This is a genomic window from Streptomyces sp. NBC_01198 (genome assembly GCF_036010485.1).
Classification (GTDB): Bacteria; Actinomycetota; Actinomycetes; order Streptomycetales; family Streptomycetaceae; genus Actinacidiphila.
In genome coordinates this window covers 4,210,388-4,228,800 of the sequence record NZ_CP108568.1, presented here as the reverse complement: position 1 = coordinate 4,228,800, position 18,413 = coordinate 4,210,388, and the positions used below count along the sequence as shown (strand labels likewise).

Below are 18,413 nucleotides of genomic sequence, written 5' to 3'. Positions count from 1 at the left end.
CGGCCCTCAGGGGGTGGCGGCCGTCGTGGGGGCGAAGGACGGGGCGTTGGTGGTTGCCCAGGTGGTGAAGGGGCGGGGGGTGGGGGTCAGGGGTGGGGTGGTCGGGAGGGGGGAAGGGTGGGTGCGCCAGGAGGTGAGGAGGGCGTCGGCGTACGCGGACGGGATGGCGGACGCCGACTTCCACTCGGCGGGGCTCACCGTCTCGACGCGTACCGCGCGGCCCCGGGCGGCGCCGATGATCTCCGCCTGCTCGCGGAAGGTGAGCGACTGCGGGCCGGTCAGGGTGTACGCCGGCGCCGCGTACTGCTCGGGGGAGGTCAGCACCGCGGCCGCCACCTCCGCGAGGTCCAGCTCGTGCAGCGGCACCGTGTACGCGTCGGGGTAGGGCAGCCGGACGGAGTCCGTCGCCGCGATGGACCGCGCCCATTGCAGGGCGTTGCCCGCGAAGTCCCCCGGCCGCAGGAAGGTCGCCGGGACGGGGCCCGCGCGCAGGGCCGCCTCGACGGCGGCATGGCCGCGGGCCAGCACGTCGTCCGCCGCTCCGGGTTCCAGCACGGCGGAGGAGGAGAGCAGCACGATGTGCCGCACGCCCGCCGCCGCGGCGGCCTCGGCGAAGGCGGTCGCGGAGCCGGGGGAGCGGGCGGCGTAGAGGAAGACCGAGCTCACCCCCGCCAGCGCGGGGCCGAAGGTGCCGGGGTCGTCCAGCACGCAGCGCACGGCCGGTACGCCGCCGGGAGGGTCGAGCGCACCGGGGTCGCTGGATCCGGCCCGCAGCGGGCGGCCCTGCGCGTGCAGCAGGTCGATGAGCGTGCGGGCGACGCGTCCGCGGCTGCCGGTGACGAGGATGGTCATGGTTTCTCCCGTGGCGTGATCGTGGAAGGCGGGCACAAGGGCACGGACTCCGTAGACTGGAAGCGCCGCACAGATATTGTGCGCCACAATCTTTGTGTCACGCAAATGAATAGGAGGCGGTCACATGCCGGACCGCGAGGAGCTGCTCGACCAGGTCGTCATCGAGGCCCGGCGCCACTACGCGGCCTGGACGCTCTTCAACCAGAAGATGGCCGACCGCCTCGGCCTGCACCCCACCGACGTGCAGTGCCTCAACCTGCTCGACCTGGAGCCCGATCCGCTGACCACCGGCCAGGTCGCGGCGCTGACCGGGCTGACCCCGGGCTCCGCGACCCGGCTGGTCGACCGGCTGGTCGCGGCGGGACTGGTCGAGCGGCGCGCCGACCCGGACGACCGGCGCAGGTCACTGGTGGCGCTGACGCCGGGTGCGCTGGAGGGCCTGGGCGACGCGTGGGAGGGGCCGGGGGACGCCTACGACGCGATGCTCGGCAGGTTCAGCGACGCCGACCTCGCCGTGATCCACCGCTATTTCCGCGCCGCCGCGGAGGTCGGCAACGACCAGGCCACCGAGGTCGGCCGTTCCTGAGGCGCCCCCGGCGCGGGCGGCCTCACCGCGGCAGTACGACCAGGTCGCTCGCCCGCAGGTCGCTGACCAGCTGCGGCGGGGAGGCCGACACCGAGCCGGCCGAGTACGGCGGCCGGGGGTCGTACTCGACGACCAGCTGGATCGCCTCGGCCACCGCGTCGCCCGCGAGCCGCCCCGCCAGGTGCAGTGCCAGGTCGATGCCCGCCGACACCCCGGCGGCGGTGGCGTACTTGCCGTCGAAGACCACCCGGTCGGTGCTGGGCACGGCGCCGAAGGACGGCAGGTGCTCCAGCGCGATCCAGTGCGAGGCGGCACGCCGCCCGGTCAGCAGTCCCGCGGCGGCCAGCAGCAGCGAGCCCGAGCAGACCGAGGTCGTCCAGGTCGTGCCGGCGTCGACCGCCCGCAGCCAGTCCAGGATCACCGGGTCGCCCAGCGCCTGCCCGGTGCCGGGGCCGCCGGGGACGACCAGCAGGTCGGGCGAGGTGACGTCGGCGAGCGGCAGGTCCGCGGTCATCGCCAGGCTGGCCATGTCGTTGCGCACCGGGCCCGCCTCGACCGCGGTGAGGACCACCTCGGCGCCGGGGACACGGGACAGGATCTCGTACGGCCCGGCCACGTCGAGCGCGGTGAAACCCTCGTAGAGCAGCACGGCTATCTGCATCGTCAACTCCTGACAGCGTGGAAACGCCGGCGGTATTCCGCCGGCGCGACCGCCAACGTACGGACGAAGGCGCGGCGCATCGCCTCGGATGTGCCGTAGCCGGCGGCGCGGGCGACCTCGGCGACCCCGGAGCCGGTGTCCTCGAGGAGCCGGCGGGCCGCTTCGAGCCTGGTCCTGTCGACGTACTGCCCGGGGGTGACGCCGACCTCGGCGCGGAAGGCGCGGGCGAACTGCCGCGGGGACAGGGCGGCGCGGCCGGCGAGCGCGTCCACCGACAGGTCGGCGTCCGGGTGCTCGGTGATCCAGCGCTGGACCTCGCGCAGGGGGTGCCGCTGGGCGACCTGCGCGGCCAGCTGCGTGCTGAACTGCGCCTGGCTGCCCGGCCTGCGCAGGAAGACCACCAGGCCGCGGGCCACCGCGAGGGCCACGTCACGGCCCAGGTCCTCCTCGACCAGCGCGAGCGCCAGGTCGATGCCGGCGGTGACACCGGCGGAGGTGGCGTACCGGCCGTCCCGTACGAAGATCGGCTCGGGGTCGACGGTGATGGCCGGGAAGCGGCGGGCGAGCGTGCCGCAGTACGCCCAGTGCGTGGTGGCCCGCCGGCCGGCCAGCAGTCCCGCCTCGGCCAGCAGGAAGGCTCCGGTGCAGACCGACACGACCCGCCCGGCACCCGGGGCGAGTGCCGCGATCCGTGCGACGACCTCGGGGTCGGCCGGATACGTCCCGTGGCCGCCGGGCACCAGCAGCACGTCCGGCGGCGCCGCGGCCCGCAGGTCCTCGTCCGGCAGCATCCGCAACCCGGAGGAGGTGCGTACCGCTCCGCCGCCGAGGGTCGCGGTCCGCACCCGGTACGCGTCCGGGGCGGACCGTGCCGCGCTCACCTCGGCGGCGGCCGCGAAGACTTCGAGCGGCCCGGTCACGTCGAGGCTCTGCACGCCCTCGAAGAGCACGATGAGCACGTCACGGCTGGTCGTCACGCCGCTCAGCCTGGCAGCGGGGCAGGAAGGCGGCAATGACGGGTTCCCCACCTTTCCTGCCATCCGGCGCAAGCACCCGAGGGCCCGCGGAACGACGGAAGGGCCGCCGGCGCGAGATCGCCGGCGGCCCGGGGGTGGAGCAGGTGGTGCGGGGTGGTGCGGGTCGAGCTGGCGGACGTCAGCCGTTGTTGGCGCCGTTGCCGGACAGGACCGGGATGTTGCTGAGGATGTGCGACAGCGGCTCGTCGCCCTTGGCCTGGGTCGAGTTCTCGGCGCACTGCTGGTTCTGCGGCGACGACAGGACGTTGACGTCCTGAACGGCGACCGGGATCAGGCCGACCAGCGAGCCGACGTTCGCCTTGACCGGCAGGCCGACGCAGGGCTTGTTCAGGGTGCCCTGGACCAGGCCGATCTGCGGGCTCTCGGTACCGCTGGTCACGGTGTTGCCGTAGTTCTGCTCGGCGCCGTTGCCGTTCACCGTGGTGGTGCCCGAGTCGTCACCGAGAGCCATGGCCGGGGAGGCGGTGGCGCCGACGGCGACGACCGAGGCGGCGATGGCGGCTCCGGCCAGGATCTTCTTGATCATTGTGTGTCCCTTTGCGGTGCGAGATAGCACGGTTCTGGAAGGAAGGTCTGAGCGATCTGATCAACCGCTCACGGAGGGTTTGGTTCCGGCGATTCACTCCGATGGTGGAGTCGACCCGCCGGGGACGTGACGGATCGTCAGCCGCCGAGACCGCCGAGCACGCCCGCCAGCGGCAGGCTGCCCAGCGGGAGCCCGCCGAGCAGCGAGGCGCCCGGCACGGCGCCGGCAAGACCGGACTGGGCGACACCCTGGGTGGCCGTGCTCGCCTGACCCGCGAGGGCGTCGGCCGAGGTGTCGCCCCGGAGGTGTTCGGTCGCCTTGGAGAGGGTGTTCAGCGTGGAGTCGACCTGCGCGCTGTCGGCGGCCTTCTGCAGCGGCTGCTCGTTGAGCGCCTGCTCGACGCCACCGTTGATGCTGGTGGGCATCGTGCTCATGTTGTCGGAGCTCACGGTGTCGGCGAACGCGGGCGCCGCCACGCCGACCGCCATCATGGAACCGGCCACGACCGCTGCAACCTTCGAGTACTTCACTTGCCACCCTTTCGGTAGCGCCGGATGTCTGTCGGCATGGACAACGACTACGGAGTGCAACGGAAACTGTGTGCGGACCCGGCGCCTGACAATCACCCGATAGAGCGGGAACTTGACTTTCCACTCCTGCGGGGAGGCCACCTGGATACGCACGGGATACCCCCCTGTGAAAACTTGGGAAATCGCTCAGGAATACGTGCGCCGAATACGCGCGGTCCTGGTGGAGCGCCGGTAGAGCATCGCGCCGCTCAGCAGCAGCGCGGCCCCCGCGCCGGTCGCCGTGCCCACCGCCGCGCGCGACGCGCCGCTCTCCGCCAGGTGCACCTCGGGGGTGTTGACCGGGGGTGCGGGCGTACGGACCTGGGGCGCGGGCGGCTTGGCGTGCCGCGGCCCCGGTACGACGGGGGTGGCCGGCGCCTCGCCGTTCGCACAGGAATTACCGCTCACCGCATTGAGCAGCGCGCCCACGTCGACGGAGTTCCCGCACACGTTCACCGGCGCCTGGATGGGGATATTCACCGTGTTTCCCGACAGCACACCGGGGGAGCCCTGCGCGCTGCTCTCCGCGGTGGCTCCGTGTGCCTGTCCTTCGCTCGCCGCGTCGGCCTGCTGCGAATGGTCGTCGGCCGAATGGCGCGATTCATTCGAGCCGCCCTGGGCGTCGGAGTCCGCGCTTGCGTAGCCGCCCGTCACGGCGAGGATGCTGCTCGCGGCAGCAACGGTGAGCAGACTCCGGCTCAGAATCTGTCGTCGCATCGACTTGTTTCTCCGCTCGTGCAAGGTCGTGCCAGGGGTGGTGCAGATGACGGACCGCCCCGGAGTGCGAGCGCACCCGGTCCGGGGCGGTACCTGATCAGAACGTCGTGCCCGACCGGTTCGCGTCGGTCGTCGTCAGTCGGCGTTGACGCAGGCGTTGCCGAACGCCGGGTTGAGCAGCGCGATGATGTCGACGGTGTTGCCGCACAGGTTGACCGGGACGTGGACCGGCACCTGGATGAGGTTGCCGGACAGCACGCCCGGGGAGTGCGCGGCGATGCCGGTCGCGTCAGAGCTGGCGAACGCCGGGCTGGCGACGCCCATCGCGAGGACGGTTCCTGCGGCGAATGCCGCTGCCTTGGTGAGCTTCTTCACGGTTCTACTCCTTTTCCGGCGGCGGCGGCTTGCACCGACACGGATTTCGTGTCGGCGGAACCCGCTTTTCACGGACTCCTGCACACCGCGCCGACAGGTCAACGACGATTGATGCCGGTAGGTGACTCCCCGCACTTCTTCGGTGGCATCATCCACTCGAATGGAGGGCGGGAATTCTGCCTTCCTGCACGGGGAACGGCTCCGGCCGCCGGCTTTCCACCGGCGGCCGGAGCCGCGAAAAGGGGGCCTGGCAGACCTGCGGGTCCGCGTGCTCAGTTGTTGGCCGCGCCGTTGCCCGACAGCACCGGGATGTTGTCCAGGATGTGCGACAGCGGCTCGTCGCCCTTGGCCTGGGTCGAGTTCTCGGTGCACTGCTGGTTCTGCGGCGACGACAGGACGTTGACGTCCTGGACGGCGATCGGGACCAGGCCGACGAGCGAGCCCAGGTTGGCCTTCGCGGGCAGCGCGATGCAGGGCTTGTTGAGCGAGCCCTGGATCAGCGCGAACGACGGGCTCATGTAGCCGCTGGTGTAGGTGTTGCCGTAGTTCTGCTCGGAACCGTTGCCGTTGGCGGTCGTGGTCCCGGTGTCGTTGCCGATGGCCATGGCCTGCGGGGCGACAGACGCCGAGACGCCCGCGACGGAGACGGCCACGGCAGCCGTGGCGAGGAACTTCTTGATCACGGTGGGTCCTTTGTGAACTGGAGTGAGTGTGCCCCCGGAAGACGGGTCGCGCTGTCCAACATCCGGGCGGGCGTTTAGTAATGACGTTTCACCCGAATGGATAGCGGTGGCCGAGCCGTTCGCCTGCACCAGGCGGAGGGGTGAGCGCGCAGCAGGGGATTGACGCGACGTCAACCTGCTGCGGTGGGATTGTCGTAAGAGGTCGCAACGGCGCCCCTGTTCGCGCGGCTTACGTGATTTTCGACGCGCCGTCTGCGACGGTGCATTCCTGTTTCCCGGGGATTACCCGACCGGTTCGGTACTCGTTGAGACCGGGCAGCCGCCCACGGGACCGAGTGGCGGGGTTTGACGGGCTCGTAGAGGGAGAACGGCGCGCGATGCCGCAACAGCAGGACGGAATCGCCGGACTGACGGTGCTGCACTTGGCTCAGCCCGTCGAGGGCGGAGTGGCCCGCGTCGTGGCCGACCTGGTCCGCGCGCAGGTACGGGCGGGCGCGCGGGTGGTCGTCGGCTGCCCGACCCCGGGCGCCGTGGACCGCGCCGGCGCGCCGGAACCGGTGGTGCCCGGGCCCGACACGCTGCCGCAGGCCGCGGCGCGCGCCGGCGCCCGGATCGTGCACTGGCCGGCCCGCCGCTCGCCGGGCCCCGCGCTCCCCGCCGAGACCGCGGCGGCCGCCCGGCTGGTCCGCGAGGTGCGCCCCGACCTGCTGCACCTGCACAGCGCCAAGGCGGGCCTGGCGGGGCGGCTGGCCGTGCGCGGCCGCGTGCCGACCGTCTTCCAGCCGCACGCCTGGTCCTTCGACGCGGTCGGCGGCGCCACCGCGACCGCCGCACGCGCCTGGGAGCGGCACGCGGCGCGCTGGGCGGACCGGGTGCTGTGCGTCAGCGACGCCGAGTGGCGGGCCGGGCGGCAGGCAGGAGTACGCGCCCGCTGGGCGGTCGTGCGCAACGGCGTCGACCTCGCCCGCTTCACCCCCACCCCAGACCGCGACGCCGTCAGGGCCGCACTGCCCGCGCTGTCCGACGTCGGGCCGCGCACGCCGCTGGTGGTGTGCGTCGGGCGGCTGTGCCCGCAGAAGGGCCAGGACGTGCTGCTGCGGGCCTGGCCCGCGGTCGCCGCGGCACTCCCCGCCGCCCGCCTGGTGCTGGTCGGCGACGGGCCCGACCACCGGCGGCTGCTGCTCGCCGCGCCGCCCGGCGTCCTGCTCGCGGGCGCCGCCCGTGACACCGTGCCGTGGTATCAGGCCGCCGACGTCGTCGTGCTGCCCTCCCGGTGGGAGGGCATGGCGCTGGCGCCGCTGGAGGCCATGGCCTGCGGGCGCCCGGTGGTGACCACCGACGTCAGCGGCTCGCGAGAGGGCCTGCCCGAAGAGGACGCCCCGGGGTGCGTGGTCCCGGTCGGGGACACCACCGCCCTGGCCGCGGCCCTGCTGGCGCTGCTCAGCGACCGGCCGCTGCGTACGGCCGCGTCCTTGCGCGCCCTCACCAGGGCCCGCGAGCGGCATGACGTGGCGAGAGCCGCGGCGGACGTCGCCGCGGTGTACTGCGACGTGCTGGCACTCCCCCACCCCGCCCGCGCCCGGCGGCTCCCCCGATGACCCCCGAGCCCGCCCCCCGGACCTGCGACCAGGCACGCCCCGACCCCGAACGGGTGATGCCGCCGCGGGCGTACGAGCCCGGCCGCCCGGACGGCCACCGGACCTGCGACCAGCCGCGCCCCGACCCCGAACGGCCCGGCGGCCCGCGGATGTACGAGCCCGCACACGGCGGCGGTACGACCACGGTCGAGGCGGACGTCGCACCCGACGGCGGCCGGCGCGCGTACGAGCCCGGCCGCAGCCCGCGGACGTACGAGCCCGGCGGCGGCCCCGCCCGCCCGGGCACCGACGGCCACGGCACCCGCACGGCCGACCGGCAGCCCGCCGCGACCCGCACCGCCGGCCGGCCGGCGCCCGCCCGTGGCTCCGGGCGGTCCGAAGCCGCCAGGACCCCCCGCGCCGGGCAGCCGCGGCATCGGGCGGTGCGGGAGCGGGTCGGGGGAGTGCTGGCCGCCGCGGACTGCGCGGGGGCGGTCGCGGGCGTCGCCGCCGTCGTTCCGCACGGCCTGCCGGCCGGATGCGTCGTCGCCGGTTGCCTGCTGTTCACGCAGCACCGGGCCGGGCTCTACCGGCCCGGCTTCGCGCCCGGGGCCTTTGCCGAACTGCCGGGCCTCGCCTGGCGCACGGTCCTTGCCTGGGGCATGCTCGCGGTCGTGGCGGGAGCCGGCGCGCCCGGCTGGACGGCGCTGCCGGCGGCCGTCGCGGTGACCGTGGCCGTCGCGGGCGGCCTGCGGGCCGCCGTCTACGGCACGCGCCGCCGGCTGGCCCGCAGGCGCCCGTCCTCGACGCTGGTCGTCGGCACCGACGCGGCCTCCGCGACCCGGATCGCCGCGGTCCTGCACGCCCGTCCCGAGTACGGGATGCGCCCGGTGGGCCTGGCGGCGCCGGTCCCCGTACGCCCCGCGCCGCCGGAGCCGCCCGCCCGCCGCGACCCGCAGGCGCACGTACCGGCGTCGCACGTACCGCCGCCGGTGCTGCCCGTGCTGCCGTCGCCCGGCGACGTCTCCCGTGCGGTGATCCAGAACGCGGTGCGGGACGCCGTCGTCGCCGGCCCCACGACCATGGACGCCAGGACGACCGCGACCGTACGGCTGCTGGCCGCACAGGGCTGCCGGCTGTGGCAGGTCGACGGCGACAGGCGCGGCAAGGACGGCGGGGCCGGCCACCTGTGGGGCCACGCGTGCCGCAGGCTCGACCCGTACCCGCCGACCGCGGGCCGGATCGCCCGCGCCGGCAAGCGCCTGCTGGACGCGGCCGTGGCCGCCGCCGCGCTGCTCTGCCTGGCACCGGTGCTCGCCGCGTGCGCGCTGGCCATGCGGCTGGCTGACGGGCCCGGCGTGATCTTCCGGCAGGAGCGGATCGGGCTGCACGGGCGGCCGTTCACGCTGCTGAAGTTCCGCACGCTGCGGCCCGCCGACGAGCACGAGTCGGCGACGCTGTGGAGCGTCGCCCACGACGACCGGATGAGCCGCGCGGGCCACCTGATGCGGCGCAGCTCGCTGGACGAGCTGCCGCAGCTGTGGAACGTGCTGCGGGGCGACATGAGCCTGGTCGGGCCCCGGCCGGAACGCCCGTATTTCGTCTCGCAGTTCAGCCAGACCCTGCCCGGCTACGCCGACCGGCACCGGATGCCCGCCGGCATCACCGGACTCGCCCAGGTGCACGGTCTGCGCGGCGACACCTCGATCGCCGACCGGGCGCGCTTCGACAACCACTACATCGACAGCTGGACGCTGTGGCAGGACGTGTCGATCCTGCTGCGGACCGCCGCCACGCTGTTCCGCTGCGGCGGGAGCTGACCAGCCCATGGCCCTTGCGACGGCGGCGCTCCCGCCGCTCTCCCCCCGGCTGCGCGAGCTGCGGCAGCACGCCCCGCTGCTGCCCGCGCTGGCGACGGTGCTGCTGCTGGCCGCGCCGGTCAGCACCGGTGACGTCAGCGCCTCGGGCAAGGTAACGCCGGCCGACGCCGCCTCCGCGGTGCTCGTCGCGACCGCCGCCGTCCGGCTGCTGCGTGCCCGTTCCCGCCCGCTGACCCCGGCCGCGGCCGCCGTGCTGGGCGCGCCCGTGCTGGGTTTCGCCGCGGCCGCCGTCACCTCGCTCGACCCGGGCGCGGGGCTCGCCGGATTCCTGCGCTATGTGCAGGTGTTCGTGGCGGTGCCCGCCGCTGTCGTCCTGCTGCTGCGCGACCGGCACGACTTCGCCGTCGTCGCCGCCGCGATCGTGCTGCTCGCCCTCGTCCAGGGCGCCGTCGGCACGTGGCAGTACGCCACCGGCAGTGGCGCGTCGTACATGGGCGAGGACATCCGCGCGGTCGGCACCTTCGGCCCCTCCGATGTGATGGGCATGGCGACGGTCGTCGCGTACGGGCTGGTGATCGCCGTCGGCTACGCCCTCGTACCGCCGCAGCGCGGCGCCCCGCCCTGGCTGCGGCCCGCGGCACTGTGCTGCGCCGCGCTGCTCGTCGTCCCGCTCGCGGTGTCCTTCAGCCGCGGTACGTGGATCGCCACCGGCCTCGCCTGCGCGGCGATGGTCCTGCTCGCCGGCCGGCGCCAGGCGCTGCGGATCTTCGGCGTGCTGGCCGCGAGCGCCGTCGTCCTGGTCGGGGGCCTCGGTGTCGGCTCGCACATGATCGGCGAGCGCGCCGCCAGCATCACCCAGGTCACCGACGCCCCCGACCCCTCGGTCACCGACCGGTACACCCTGTGGTCGGCCGCCCTCGGCATGTGGCGCGAACACCCCGTCACCGGCGTCGGCCTCAAGCGCTTCCCCGCCGAGCGCGACGGGCACGCCGCCCTCGCGCTGTCCTCGGCGAGCGACACGGCGGGCGCCGGTCAGGCGTTCACCCGCGAACCGCTGCTCTCGCCGCACAACATGTACCTGCTCGCGCTGAGCGAGCAGGGCCTGCTCGGCTGCACCCTGCTGGTGGGCGGCTGGGCCGCCTTCCTCGCCCTGGGACTGCGGCGGCTGCGGGCCGCCCGCGCCCGTACCGGCCTCGGGCCGGGAATGGCCGCGGTCGGGCTGCTCGCCTGGCAGTGCGTGGACTTCCTCTACGCCGACATCGGCGGCCCCTCGACCGTGCTGACCGCGCTGCTGCTGGGCCTCGCCGCGTGGTGGGCGCTGCACGCGGAGGACGGCGGCGCGCGATGACCGAGCTCGTACGCCTGCCGCCGCGGCTGCGCCCGGACCCGCCCCATGCGGCGCCGCCGCGCGGTTTCGTGGCGCGGGCCGCCGCGCTGACCGCGGGGCTGAGTGTCGCCGGGTCCGTACTCGGCCTGCTGCGGGACCAGGTCATCGCGCGGCTGTTCGGCGCGGGCGCGGGCAGCGACGCCTTCCTCGTCGCCTGGACGGTGCCGGAACTCGCCGCGACCGTCCTCATCGAGGACGCGATGGCACTGCTGCTCGTCCCGGCCTTCAGCGCGGCCCTCGCCAGAGGCGGCACGAACGCCCTGGTCCGCGGCACCCTGCCGCGCCTCGCCGCACTGCTCGCCGCGGCCACCGCGGCCCTGTGCGCCGCCGCGCCGCTGGTCGTCCATCTCCTCGCCCCCGGGCTGGCCGACCCCCGCCTGGCCGTCAGCTGCACCCGGCTGACCGCCGCCACCGTCCTCACCTTCGGCCTCACCGGCTACCTCAGCGCCGCCCTGCGCGCCCACCACCGCTTCCTCCCGCCGGCCGCCGTCTACGTCGCCTACAACGTCGGCATCGTCAGCACCCTGCTGGCCCTGCACGGCCGTTGGGGCGTCCAGTCGGCGGCGGCCGGGGTGGCGGTGGGGGGCGCGCTCATGGTGCTGGTCCAACTGCCGTCCTTCGTACGGGCTTTGCGGCCGGGGGCGGCGGGGGACGGGGTTCAGGCCGCGCCGCTCGCGGACCCGGCGCCGCCCGGCGCACCGCGTCCGTTCCCCGTCCAGCGCCGAGCGCGGGTCCCGATCGGGCTGGCCCTCGTCGTCCCCGTCGTGCTGTTCGCCGTCGCGCGGCAGGCGCAGGTGCTGGTCGAGCGGTTCTTCGCGGCCGGGCTGCCCGCCGGGGCGATCTCGCACCTCAACTACGCTCAGAAGGTGGCGCAGTTGCCGATGGCGCTGTCGATCATGGTCTGCACCGTCACCTTCCCGGTCGTCGCGCGCGCCCTCGCCGCGGGCGACCGCGAACGCGCCAGGCAGCGGGTCGAGCGCGACCTCACCCTGGCCTGCGTCGTCGTCCTGCTCGGCACCGCGTACGTCATCGCCTGCGCGCCGCAGATCATCCAGACGCTCTTCCAGCGCGGCGCCTTCGACCAGGCCGACACCGCCGCGACCGCCGCCGTCATGCGGGTCTACGCGCTCGGGCTGCTCGGGCAGAGCCTGGTCGGCGCGCTCATCCGGCCGTACTTCTCCGCGGGCCGGCCGACCTGGTACCCCGTCGCCGCGATGGCCGCCGGCCTGGGCCTGACCGCCGTCGCCGACACCGCCGCCGTCAGCGCGTGGGGCGCGTACGGCATCGCGGCCGGCAACGCCGCCGGGATCAGCCTGACCGCCGTCCTCCTGCTGCGGGGGCTGGCCGCCCGCGCCGTCCCCGTCCGGGTGGCCGCCCTCGTCGCCGCCGTCTGCCCCTACGTCCTCGCCGCCGCCGCGGCCACCGGTGCCGGGTGGTGCACCACCCGGCTGCTGCCCGGCCCCGCGGTCCTCGTCGCGGCCGCCTGCTGCCTCACCGTCCCGCTCGCCTTCGCCGCCGCAGCAGCCGCGGCCGGCGCACCCGTACGGAGCCTGCCTCATGCCGTCTGAAGCCGCGCCACCCGTCCCCTGGGTGCTCATGTACCACTCCGTCGCGGACTGCGGTGACGACCCCTACCTCGTCACCGTCAGCCCGCAGCGGCTCGCAGAACAACTCATCTGGCTGCGGCGGAACGGCCTCACCGGCGTCGGCGTCGGCGAACTCCTCCGGGCCCGTTCGGAAGGCCGCGGGCGGCGGCTCGTCGGGCTCACCTTCGACGACGGTTACGCCGACTTCCTCACCACCGCCGTGCCGCTGTTGCTCGAACACGGCCACCGCGCCACCGTCTTCGTCCTGCCCGGGCGCCTCGGCGGCACCAACGCGTGGGACGCGGACGGGCCGCGCAAGCCCCTGCTCACCGCCGAGCAGATCCGTGCGGTCGGCTCCGCCGGGATGGAGGTGGGGTCGCACGGGCTGGTCCACACCGACCTCACCTCCGCCGACGAAGGGCGGCTCGCCGCCGAGGCCGCCGGGAGCCGGGCGCTGCTCGCCGAGCTCACCGGGCGGCCGCCCGAGGGCTTCTGCTACCCCTACGGCGCGGTGGACTCCCGGGCCGTCCGGGCGGTGCGCTCCGCGGGTTACGCCTACGCCTGCGGGGTCGCGCCCGGGGCGCTCGCCGGGACCTTCGCGCTGCCCCGCACCTACGTCGGCGACCGCGACTCGTCCGCGCGGTTGCGCGTGAAGCGCCTTCTGCACGCCTTTCCCGCGGGGCGCGTGCCGCTTGAGCGGCTGCGGGCCCTCCATGCCTAGCCGCTGCCGCGGCGGGCAGATGGGCACCCCACCCGCCCCCACTCGGCTCCTCGCGCCGTTCCCGGCGCCCCTGGCCACGGTGGCCGGCGGTCCTCCCGCCGGCGGGGGGAGGTGCGGTTTTTGGCGGCCCGGCGGTGCGTCGTGGCTGGTCGCGCCGTTCCCCGCGCCCCTGATGGCGCCGCTGCCCGTGGGCACACCGCGGTCCGCCGTGGGCGGACACCCCATCGGTCCGATGCGATCCGACGGTCCGCCGTGGCTGGTCGCGCAGTTCCCCGCGCCCCCGACGTCACCGCTGCCCGTGGGCACACCGCGGTCCGCCGTGGGCGAACACCCCATCGGTCCGATGTCGCACAGCGGTGCGTCGTGGCTGATCGCGCAGTTCCTCGCGCCCCCGTTGTGGCGTCCGACCATGGGCACGCTGCCGTGCGTTCTGGCGGGGCGCCCGGTCGGTGCGTTGTCATGCGGCGGTGCGTCGTGGCCGGTCGCGCCGTTCCCCGCGCCCCCGTTGCGGCGTCCGACCATGGGCACGCTGCCGTGCGTTCTGGCGGGGCGCCCGGTCGGTGCGTTGTCATGCGGCGGTGCGTCGTGGCCGGTCGCGCCGTTCCCCGCGGCCCTGATGTGGCCGCAGGCCGTGGGCACGGTGCGGTGCACCGTGGGTGGGCGGACTGTCCTTTGGGCCTCTGCGGTGCCGGCGGACGGCCGGGGGCGCGGGGGACTGCGTCGGCAGCCAGCGTGCAGCGGCAGGTGCGAACTCGCGGGCACCAACCCAGGGGCGCGGGGAACTGCGCCACAAGCCGCCACGCACCGCTGCGGCGCAACGGACCGCAACCGCCACCAGGGGCGAGACAAGCCGCCGCGCACCGGCAGGTGCGGGAGCACGTGGGTGGGGGGTGAGGAGGGGTGAAGGTCGTGCATGTCATCACTGGGCTCGGGATCGGCGGGGCCGAGCAGCAGTTGCGGCTCTTGTTGCGGCATCTGCCACGGGACGCGGCGCAGTGTCATGTCGTGACGCTCACGAATCCGGGGGTCGTCGCGGACGGGATCCGGGCGGACGGCACAGAGGTCACCCACTTGGGCATGGCGGGGAATCGGGACCTGAGCGCGGTGCCGCGGCTGGTGCGGCTCATCAGGTCGGGGGGGTTCGACCTGGTGCACACCCACCTCTACCGCGCCTGCGTGTACGGCAGGGTCGCCGCCCGCCTGGCGGGGGTGCGGGCGGTGGTGGCGACCGAGCACTCGCTCGGGGACTCGCAGATCGAGGGCCGGCCGCTGAGCGCGGGCACGCGGGCGCTGTACCGCGCGACGGAGCGCATGGGCTCGGGCACCGCCGCGGTGTCGGCGACGGTCGCGCACCGCCTCCGTGCCTGGGGCGTCGCGGACGACCGCATCCGGGTGGTGCCGAACGGCATCGACCCGGCGCGCTTCCGCCACGACGCCGCCGTACGCGCGGCGGTACGCGGGCGGCTGGGCCTGCCGCCCGCGGGCTACGTCGTGAGCGGCGTCGGCCGCCTCGTTCGGGCCAAGCGGTTCGACCTGCTGGTGCGCGCGGCCGCCGCGAACCCCGGTACGTATCTGCTGCTCGCCGGCACGGGCCCGGAGCGCGGCGACCTGCTGCGGCTCGCCGCCGGCCTCGGCGCGGCGGACCGCGTCATGGTGGTGAGCGCCCTGGACGGCGGGCCGGACGTGCCCGAGGTGCTGGCCGCGGCGGACCTGTTCGTGTCGCCGTGCCCCGAGGAGGCCTTCGGGCTGGCCGTGGTGGAGGCGCTGGCGGCCGGGCTGCCCGTGCTCTACGCCGCCTGCCCGGCGATCGAGGACCTGCCGCCGTACGACGCGCCCGGCGCGAGCCGGATCGGCGCGGGGCCGGAGGAACTGGCCGCGGCGATCAGCCGGCAGCGCCGCGCGGGCCCGGTGCGGCTGCCGGTGCCGCGGGCCGTCGAGCAGTACCACATCGCCCACACCGCGGACCGCGTCCTGGCCCTGTACGCCTCGGCTCTCGCGTCCGCCAGGAAGAAATGAGCACGCGCATGAAGGCACCCCGCTGGGTCCCGCTCCCGCTGGGCCTCGGCATCGGCCTGGCCGCCGGCCTCGGCTACGGGCTGGCCGCGGCGCCGCAATATGCCGCGACCAGCTACGTGATGGTCGTACCCGACCACGCCGACTCGCCGACGGCACTGGGCTTCGCGCAGGCGTACGGCCGGGTGGTGACCGGCTCCGCGGTGCTCGCGGGGGCCCAGGCGGCCGCCGGGACCCCGGCCGACAGCCTGCGCGGGCACGTACAGGCGCAGACCTCGCCGGACGCGCCGATGATCTCGGTGACGGGTACGGCGGCGAGCGGGCCTGCCGCGGCCCGTTACGCCAACGCCGTGGCCCGGTCCCTCACCGCGACCGGCAACCGCAACGCGCCGAGCACCGGGGTGCGCCTGCTGGTCTTCTCGCCCGCCTCCGCCCCCGCCTCCCCCGCCTCGCCGTCGGCGGCCCTGTCCGCCGCGGTGGGCGCGAGCGCGGGCGGGCTGCTGGGCGCGCTGGCGCTGCTGGTACGTCCGGCGTCCCGGCGCGAGGACGCCGACGGCGCGGCGGCCGTACCCGCACCGGCCCACGCCCCCGCCGCCCGGGAGAGCGTGTGACGCCCCCCGCCGGTCTGGCCGTCACCATCTGCCGCGACCCGCGCGAATTCGCCGCGCTCGCCGACGAGTGGACGGCCCTGCACCGGCGCTGCCCGCAGGCGACGCCCTTCCAGAGCCACGCCTGGCTGCACTCCTGGTGGCTGTCCTACGCCACCCGCCGCGACCGCCTCCGGGTGGTCCTGGTCCGCTGCCAGGGCGAATTGGTCGGTGCGGCGCCGTTGCTGCGCACCTTCCGTCCGCTGCCGGTGCTGCTGCCGCTCGGCGGCGGGATCACCGACTACGCCGACGTCCTGGTCGCCGCCGACACCCTGCCCGCGGGCGAGGTGACCGCCGCCCTCGCCGCGGGCCTGCGGCGGGCCGCCAGGGGAGCGGTGGTCGACCTGCGCGAGGTACGGGCCGGCGGCGCGGCCCACGCGCTGTACGAGGCCTGGCGCGGCCCGAAGCGGCGGGCGGCCGACTCGGTGTGCCTGGAACTGCCCGGCCTGCCGATGGACGGCCTGATCGCCCGGGTCGGCAGCTCGCGCGGGCAGCGCATCAGGTCCGACCTGCGCAAGCTGGACGCGGCCGGGGTGCTGGAGCGGGACGTCCCCGCGCACGAGGTGGGCGACGCGGTCGCCACCATGCTGCGGCTGCACCATATGCAGTGGCAGGGCCGCGGGGTGACCCCGGAACACGTGCGGCCGCGCTTCGCCCAGCACCTGACGCGCGCGGCGGCCGCGATGGTGGCGGCGGGCGACGCGGTGGTCACCGAGTTCAGCGTCGGCGGCGCGGTGGTCGCGGCGAACCTGACCGTCCTGTCGCCCGCCCTGGCCGGCGGCTACCTCTACGGCGCCCACCCGGACCTGCGCGGCACGAAGGTCGACGTCACGACGCTGCTGATGCGGCACGGCGTACGCCACGCGGCGGGCGGCGGGCGGCCGGTGCTGACACTGCTGCGCGGCGCGGAGCCGCACAAATTCCACTGGAAGCCCGAGCATCTGCCCAACCACCGGCTGCTGCTGGCCAACCGCCCGCTCGGGCCGCTGCTCTACGCCCGCCACGCGCTGAACGTCGCCGCCGTCCGCGCCCGCCGCACCGCCGCGGCCCGGCTGCCCGCCCTGCGGGCCTGGCGCGCCCGCCTGAACGACCTGCGGGCGCGCCGGGCGTGACCTGCCGCCGGCTGCGTCACGCCGTCTTCTTGGGCACCCCCGGTGTGGCCGGCGGCTTCGTCGCCTTGGGCGCCGCCTTGGGCGTGAGGTGGAAGCACATCTGACCGCTCTCGTACTGCTTCTTCATGTCGTCGCTCAGTTCGAGCGGCAGGCACGCCTCGACAGTGGCCAGCGGCTTCGGTACGGGCGCTGCCCCGGGCGGCGCCACGGGCGGGGCGGACGGGGCCGGAGGGTGCGGCACGGTCGTCGGCGCGGAACCGACCGGGCTGGGCGTCACGGAAGGCGTCGGGGTCACGGTGGGCGTCGGCGTGACCGAGGGTGTCGGCGTCACGGCGGGTGCCAGCGTCACCGAAGGGCTCGGCGTCACGGCGGGTGCCAGCGTCACCGAAGGCGTCACCGTAAGTGTCGGCGTCGCGATGGGCGTCGGCTTTGCCGACTCCGTCGGCTCGGGCAGCGGTTCGGGCTGCGTATTGCGGGCGTAGAGCATCGCGCGGAAGACCCTCGACGACATCGGATTGTCCGTGCACTGCCACACGCCGTGCGGGCAGTAGTCGGTGATGGTCTGGTAGAGCGCGTTGTGGTCGCTCATCCAGCGCAGCATCAGGGCGACGTAGTCCGGGTCGTCGCCGTTCCTGAACAGGCCCCACTCCGGGTAGGAGACCTCCTTGCCGTGCCGGTCCGCGAAGTCGACCTGCGCCTGGAGCCCGTACGGTTCGGTGACCTGCTCGTAGAAGGGCTCGCCCGGCGGCTGGTCGTAGGAGTCCATGCCGATGACGTCGACCGTGTCGTCGCCGGGATAGCACTCGGTCCACGGGATGTCGTCGGTGCCGCGGCTGGGCGCGAAGTCGAAGCGGAACTTCTGGCCGGGCACCGACCGCATCGCGGTGACGACGCGGTTCCAGTACGTCTTCCAGTCCGCCGGGTCGGGGGCGCAGCGGTGCGAGTAGGTGGTGCCGTTCATCTCCCAGCCGAGCACGATCACGGTGTCGGGCACGCCCAGCTCCACCAGGTGCTGCGCCAGCCGGGTGAAGTGCTCGTCGAAGGCGCCGCTCGCGCCCTGCTGGATCAGCGAGCGGACCTGGCTGTCGCCGAGGTGGTCCTCGTTGCGCGCCTGCATCGGCACGTTGAGCACGAACAGCCGGCTCGGGTCCGCCCGCCGCCAGTCCGCCCAGGGCTGCAGCAGGTCCTGGTCGCCCTCGATGCCCTGCCAGCTGTCACCGGGCAGGTAGGTGTGGCCGACGCGCATCGGGGTGCCGCCGAGCCAGTCCTCCAGCTCGGCGATGTGCTCGACGCCCTCGGAGCCCGAGTCGGTGAAGGCGCCCATGTACGGGACGGTCAGGGTGCCGGGGTGGGCCGAGGCGGCGCCGAACGGGCTGCGGGCGCCGGTGAAGGCGGAGCCGAGGGCGGTGGTCGTCAGGCCGGTCATCAGCAGAGCGGCCGTGGCGACTCCGACACCCGTCCCCGCCATCCAGTGGCGTCGGTTGGCCATGGTCACTCCTTGCTCGTCAGGCGCGGGCGCCGGGACACGCACACGCGCTGGCACG

18 protein-coding genes are annotated in these 18,413 nt (G+C 75.0%); 9 read left to right on the top strand and 9 right to left on the bottom strand.

All coding sequences use genetic code 11. The features are described from left to right. Positions 1-6: 6 nt before the first annotated feature. Positions 7-852 (bottom strand): SDR family oxidoreductase, encoded by an 846-nt coding sequence (locus OG702_RS19005; protein WP_327290087.1) that lies wholly within the window; start codon positions 850-852, stop codon positions 7-9. 124 nt (positions 853-976) lie between these two features. Between OG702_RS19005 and OG702_RS19000 the strand changes: the two genes are divergently transcribed. Beyond that, on the top strand, positions 977-1,438 hold the full coding sequence (locus OG702_RS19000; protein ID WP_327290086.1) for a MarR family winged helix-turn-helix transcriptional regulator: 462 nt from the start codon (positions 977-979) through the stop codon (positions 1,436-1,438). Between the two features lie 22 nt (positions 1,439-1,460). Here OG702_RS19000 and OG702_RS18995 read toward each other — a convergent pair whose 3' ends face one another. From OG702_RS18995 to OG702_RS18965, 7 genes are all read right to left on the bottom strand, one after another. Continuing rightward, the gene (locus tag OG702_RS18995) at positions 1,461-2,099 is read right to left on the bottom strand and encodes a DJ-1/PfpI family protein (RefSeq protein WP_327290085.1); all 639 of its coding nucleotides are present in this window, start codon (positions 2,097-2,099) and stop codon (positions 1,461-1,463) included. Positions 2,100-2,101: 2 nt separating this feature from the next. After that, positions 2,102-3,076, bottom strand: coding sequence for a GlxA family transcriptional regulator (locus tag OG702_RS18990; RefSeq protein WP_327290083.1), 975 nt, complete (start codon positions 3,074-3,076; stop codon positions 2,102-2,104). A 178-nt stretch (positions 3,077-3,254) separates the two neighbouring features. Further along, positions 3,255-3,662, bottom strand: a complete 408-nt coding sequence (locus OG702_RS18985) for a rodlin (RefSeq protein ID WP_327290082.1) — start codon at positions 3,660-3,662, stop codon at positions 3,255-3,257. Between the two features lie 137 nt (positions 3,663-3,799). Beyond that, positions 3,800-4,165, bottom strand: coding sequence for a hypothetical protein (locus OG702_RS18980; protein ID WP_327290081.1), 366 nt, complete (start codon positions 4,163-4,165; stop codon positions 3,800-3,802). A gap of 213 nt (positions 4,166-4,378) precedes the next feature. Further along, on the bottom strand, positions 4,379-4,948 hold the full coding sequence (locus OG702_RS18975; RefSeq protein ID WP_327290080.1) for a chaplin: 570 nt from the start codon (positions 4,946-4,948) through the stop codon (positions 4,379-4,381). A 135-nt stretch (positions 4,949-5,083) separates the two neighbouring features. Then, positions 5,084-5,272, bottom strand: coding sequence for a chaplin (locus tag OG702_RS18970; RefSeq protein WP_327293285.1), 189 nt, complete (start codon positions 5,270-5,272; stop codon positions 5,084-5,086). Positions 5,273-5,595: 323 nt separating this feature from the next. Continuing rightward, entirely contained in the window at positions 5,596-6,006 is a 411-nt protein-coding gene (locus OG702_RS18965; protein WP_327290079.1) for a rodlin, read from the bottom strand. 377 nt (positions 6,007-6,383) lie between these two features. Between OG702_RS18965 and OG702_RS18960 the strand changes: the two genes are divergently transcribed. The 8 genes from OG702_RS18960 to OG702_RS18925 all read left to right on the top strand — a co-directional run bounded on the left by OG702_RS18960 (position 6,384) and on the right by OG702_RS18925 (position 16,869). Continuing rightward, positions 6,384-7,604, top strand: a complete 1,221-nt coding sequence (locus tag OG702_RS18960; protein ID WP_327290078.1) for a glycosyltransferase — start codon at positions 6,384-6,386, stop codon at positions 7,602-7,604. After that, positions 7,601-9,403 carry a sugar transferase gene (locus OG702_RS18955; RefSeq protein WP_327290077.1) on the top strand — a complete coding sequence of 601 codons (1,803 nt, stop codon included), beginning with the start codon at positions 7,601-7,603 and terminating at the stop codon, positions 9,401-9,403. The genes OG702_RS18960 and OG702_RS18955 overlap by 4 nt, the downstream gene beginning before the upstream one ends. 7 nt (positions 9,404-9,410) lie before the next feature. Next, a complete protein-coding gene (locus OG702_RS18950) occupies positions 9,411-10,751 on the top strand; it encodes an O-antigen ligase family protein (RefSeq protein ID WP_327290076.1) in 1,341 nt (446 codons plus the stop codon). Then, on the top strand, positions 10,748-12,358 hold the full coding sequence (locus OG702_RS18945) for a lipid II flippase MurJ (protein WP_327290075.1): 1,611 nt from the start codon (positions 10,748-10,750) through the stop codon (positions 12,356-12,358). Before OG702_RS18950 ends, OG702_RS18945 begins: the two co-directional genes overlap by 4 nt. Then, positions 12,348-13,097, top strand: a complete 750-nt coding sequence (locus OG702_RS18940) for a polysaccharide deacetylase family protein (RefSeq protein ID WP_327290074.1) — start codon at positions 12,348-12,350, stop codon at positions 13,095-13,097. Before OG702_RS18945 ends, OG702_RS18940 begins: the two co-directional genes overlap by 11 nt. 900 nt (positions 13,098-13,997) lie before the next feature. After that, positions 13,998-15,113, top strand: coding sequence for a glycosyltransferase (locus tag OG702_RS18935; RefSeq protein ID WP_327290073.1), 1,116 nt, complete (start codon positions 13,998-14,000; stop codon positions 15,111-15,113). Positions 15,114-15,121: 8 nt separating this feature from the next. Then, a complete protein-coding gene (locus OG702_RS18930) occupies positions 15,122-15,721 on the top strand; it encodes a lipopolysaccharide biosynthesis protein (protein ID WP_327290072.1) in 600 nt (199 codons plus the stop codon). Continuing rightward, entirely contained in the window at positions 15,718-16,869 is a 1,152-nt protein-coding gene (locus OG702_RS18925; protein ID WP_327290071.1) for a GNAT family N-acetyltransferase, read from the top strand. Before OG702_RS18930 ends, OG702_RS18925 begins: the two co-directional genes overlap by 4 nt. Positions 16,870-16,885: 16 nt before the next feature. Here the strand turns inward: OG702_RS18925 and OG702_RS18920 are convergent, their stop codons facing one another. Further along, positions 16,886-18,358: a glycoside hydrolase family 26 protein gene (locus OG702_RS18920; RefSeq protein ID WP_442814468.1), complete on the bottom strand. Its 1,473-nt coding sequence runs from the start codon at positions 18,356-18,358 to the stop codon at positions 16,886-16,888. Between the last annotated feature and the right edge of the window lie 55 nt (positions 18,359-18,413).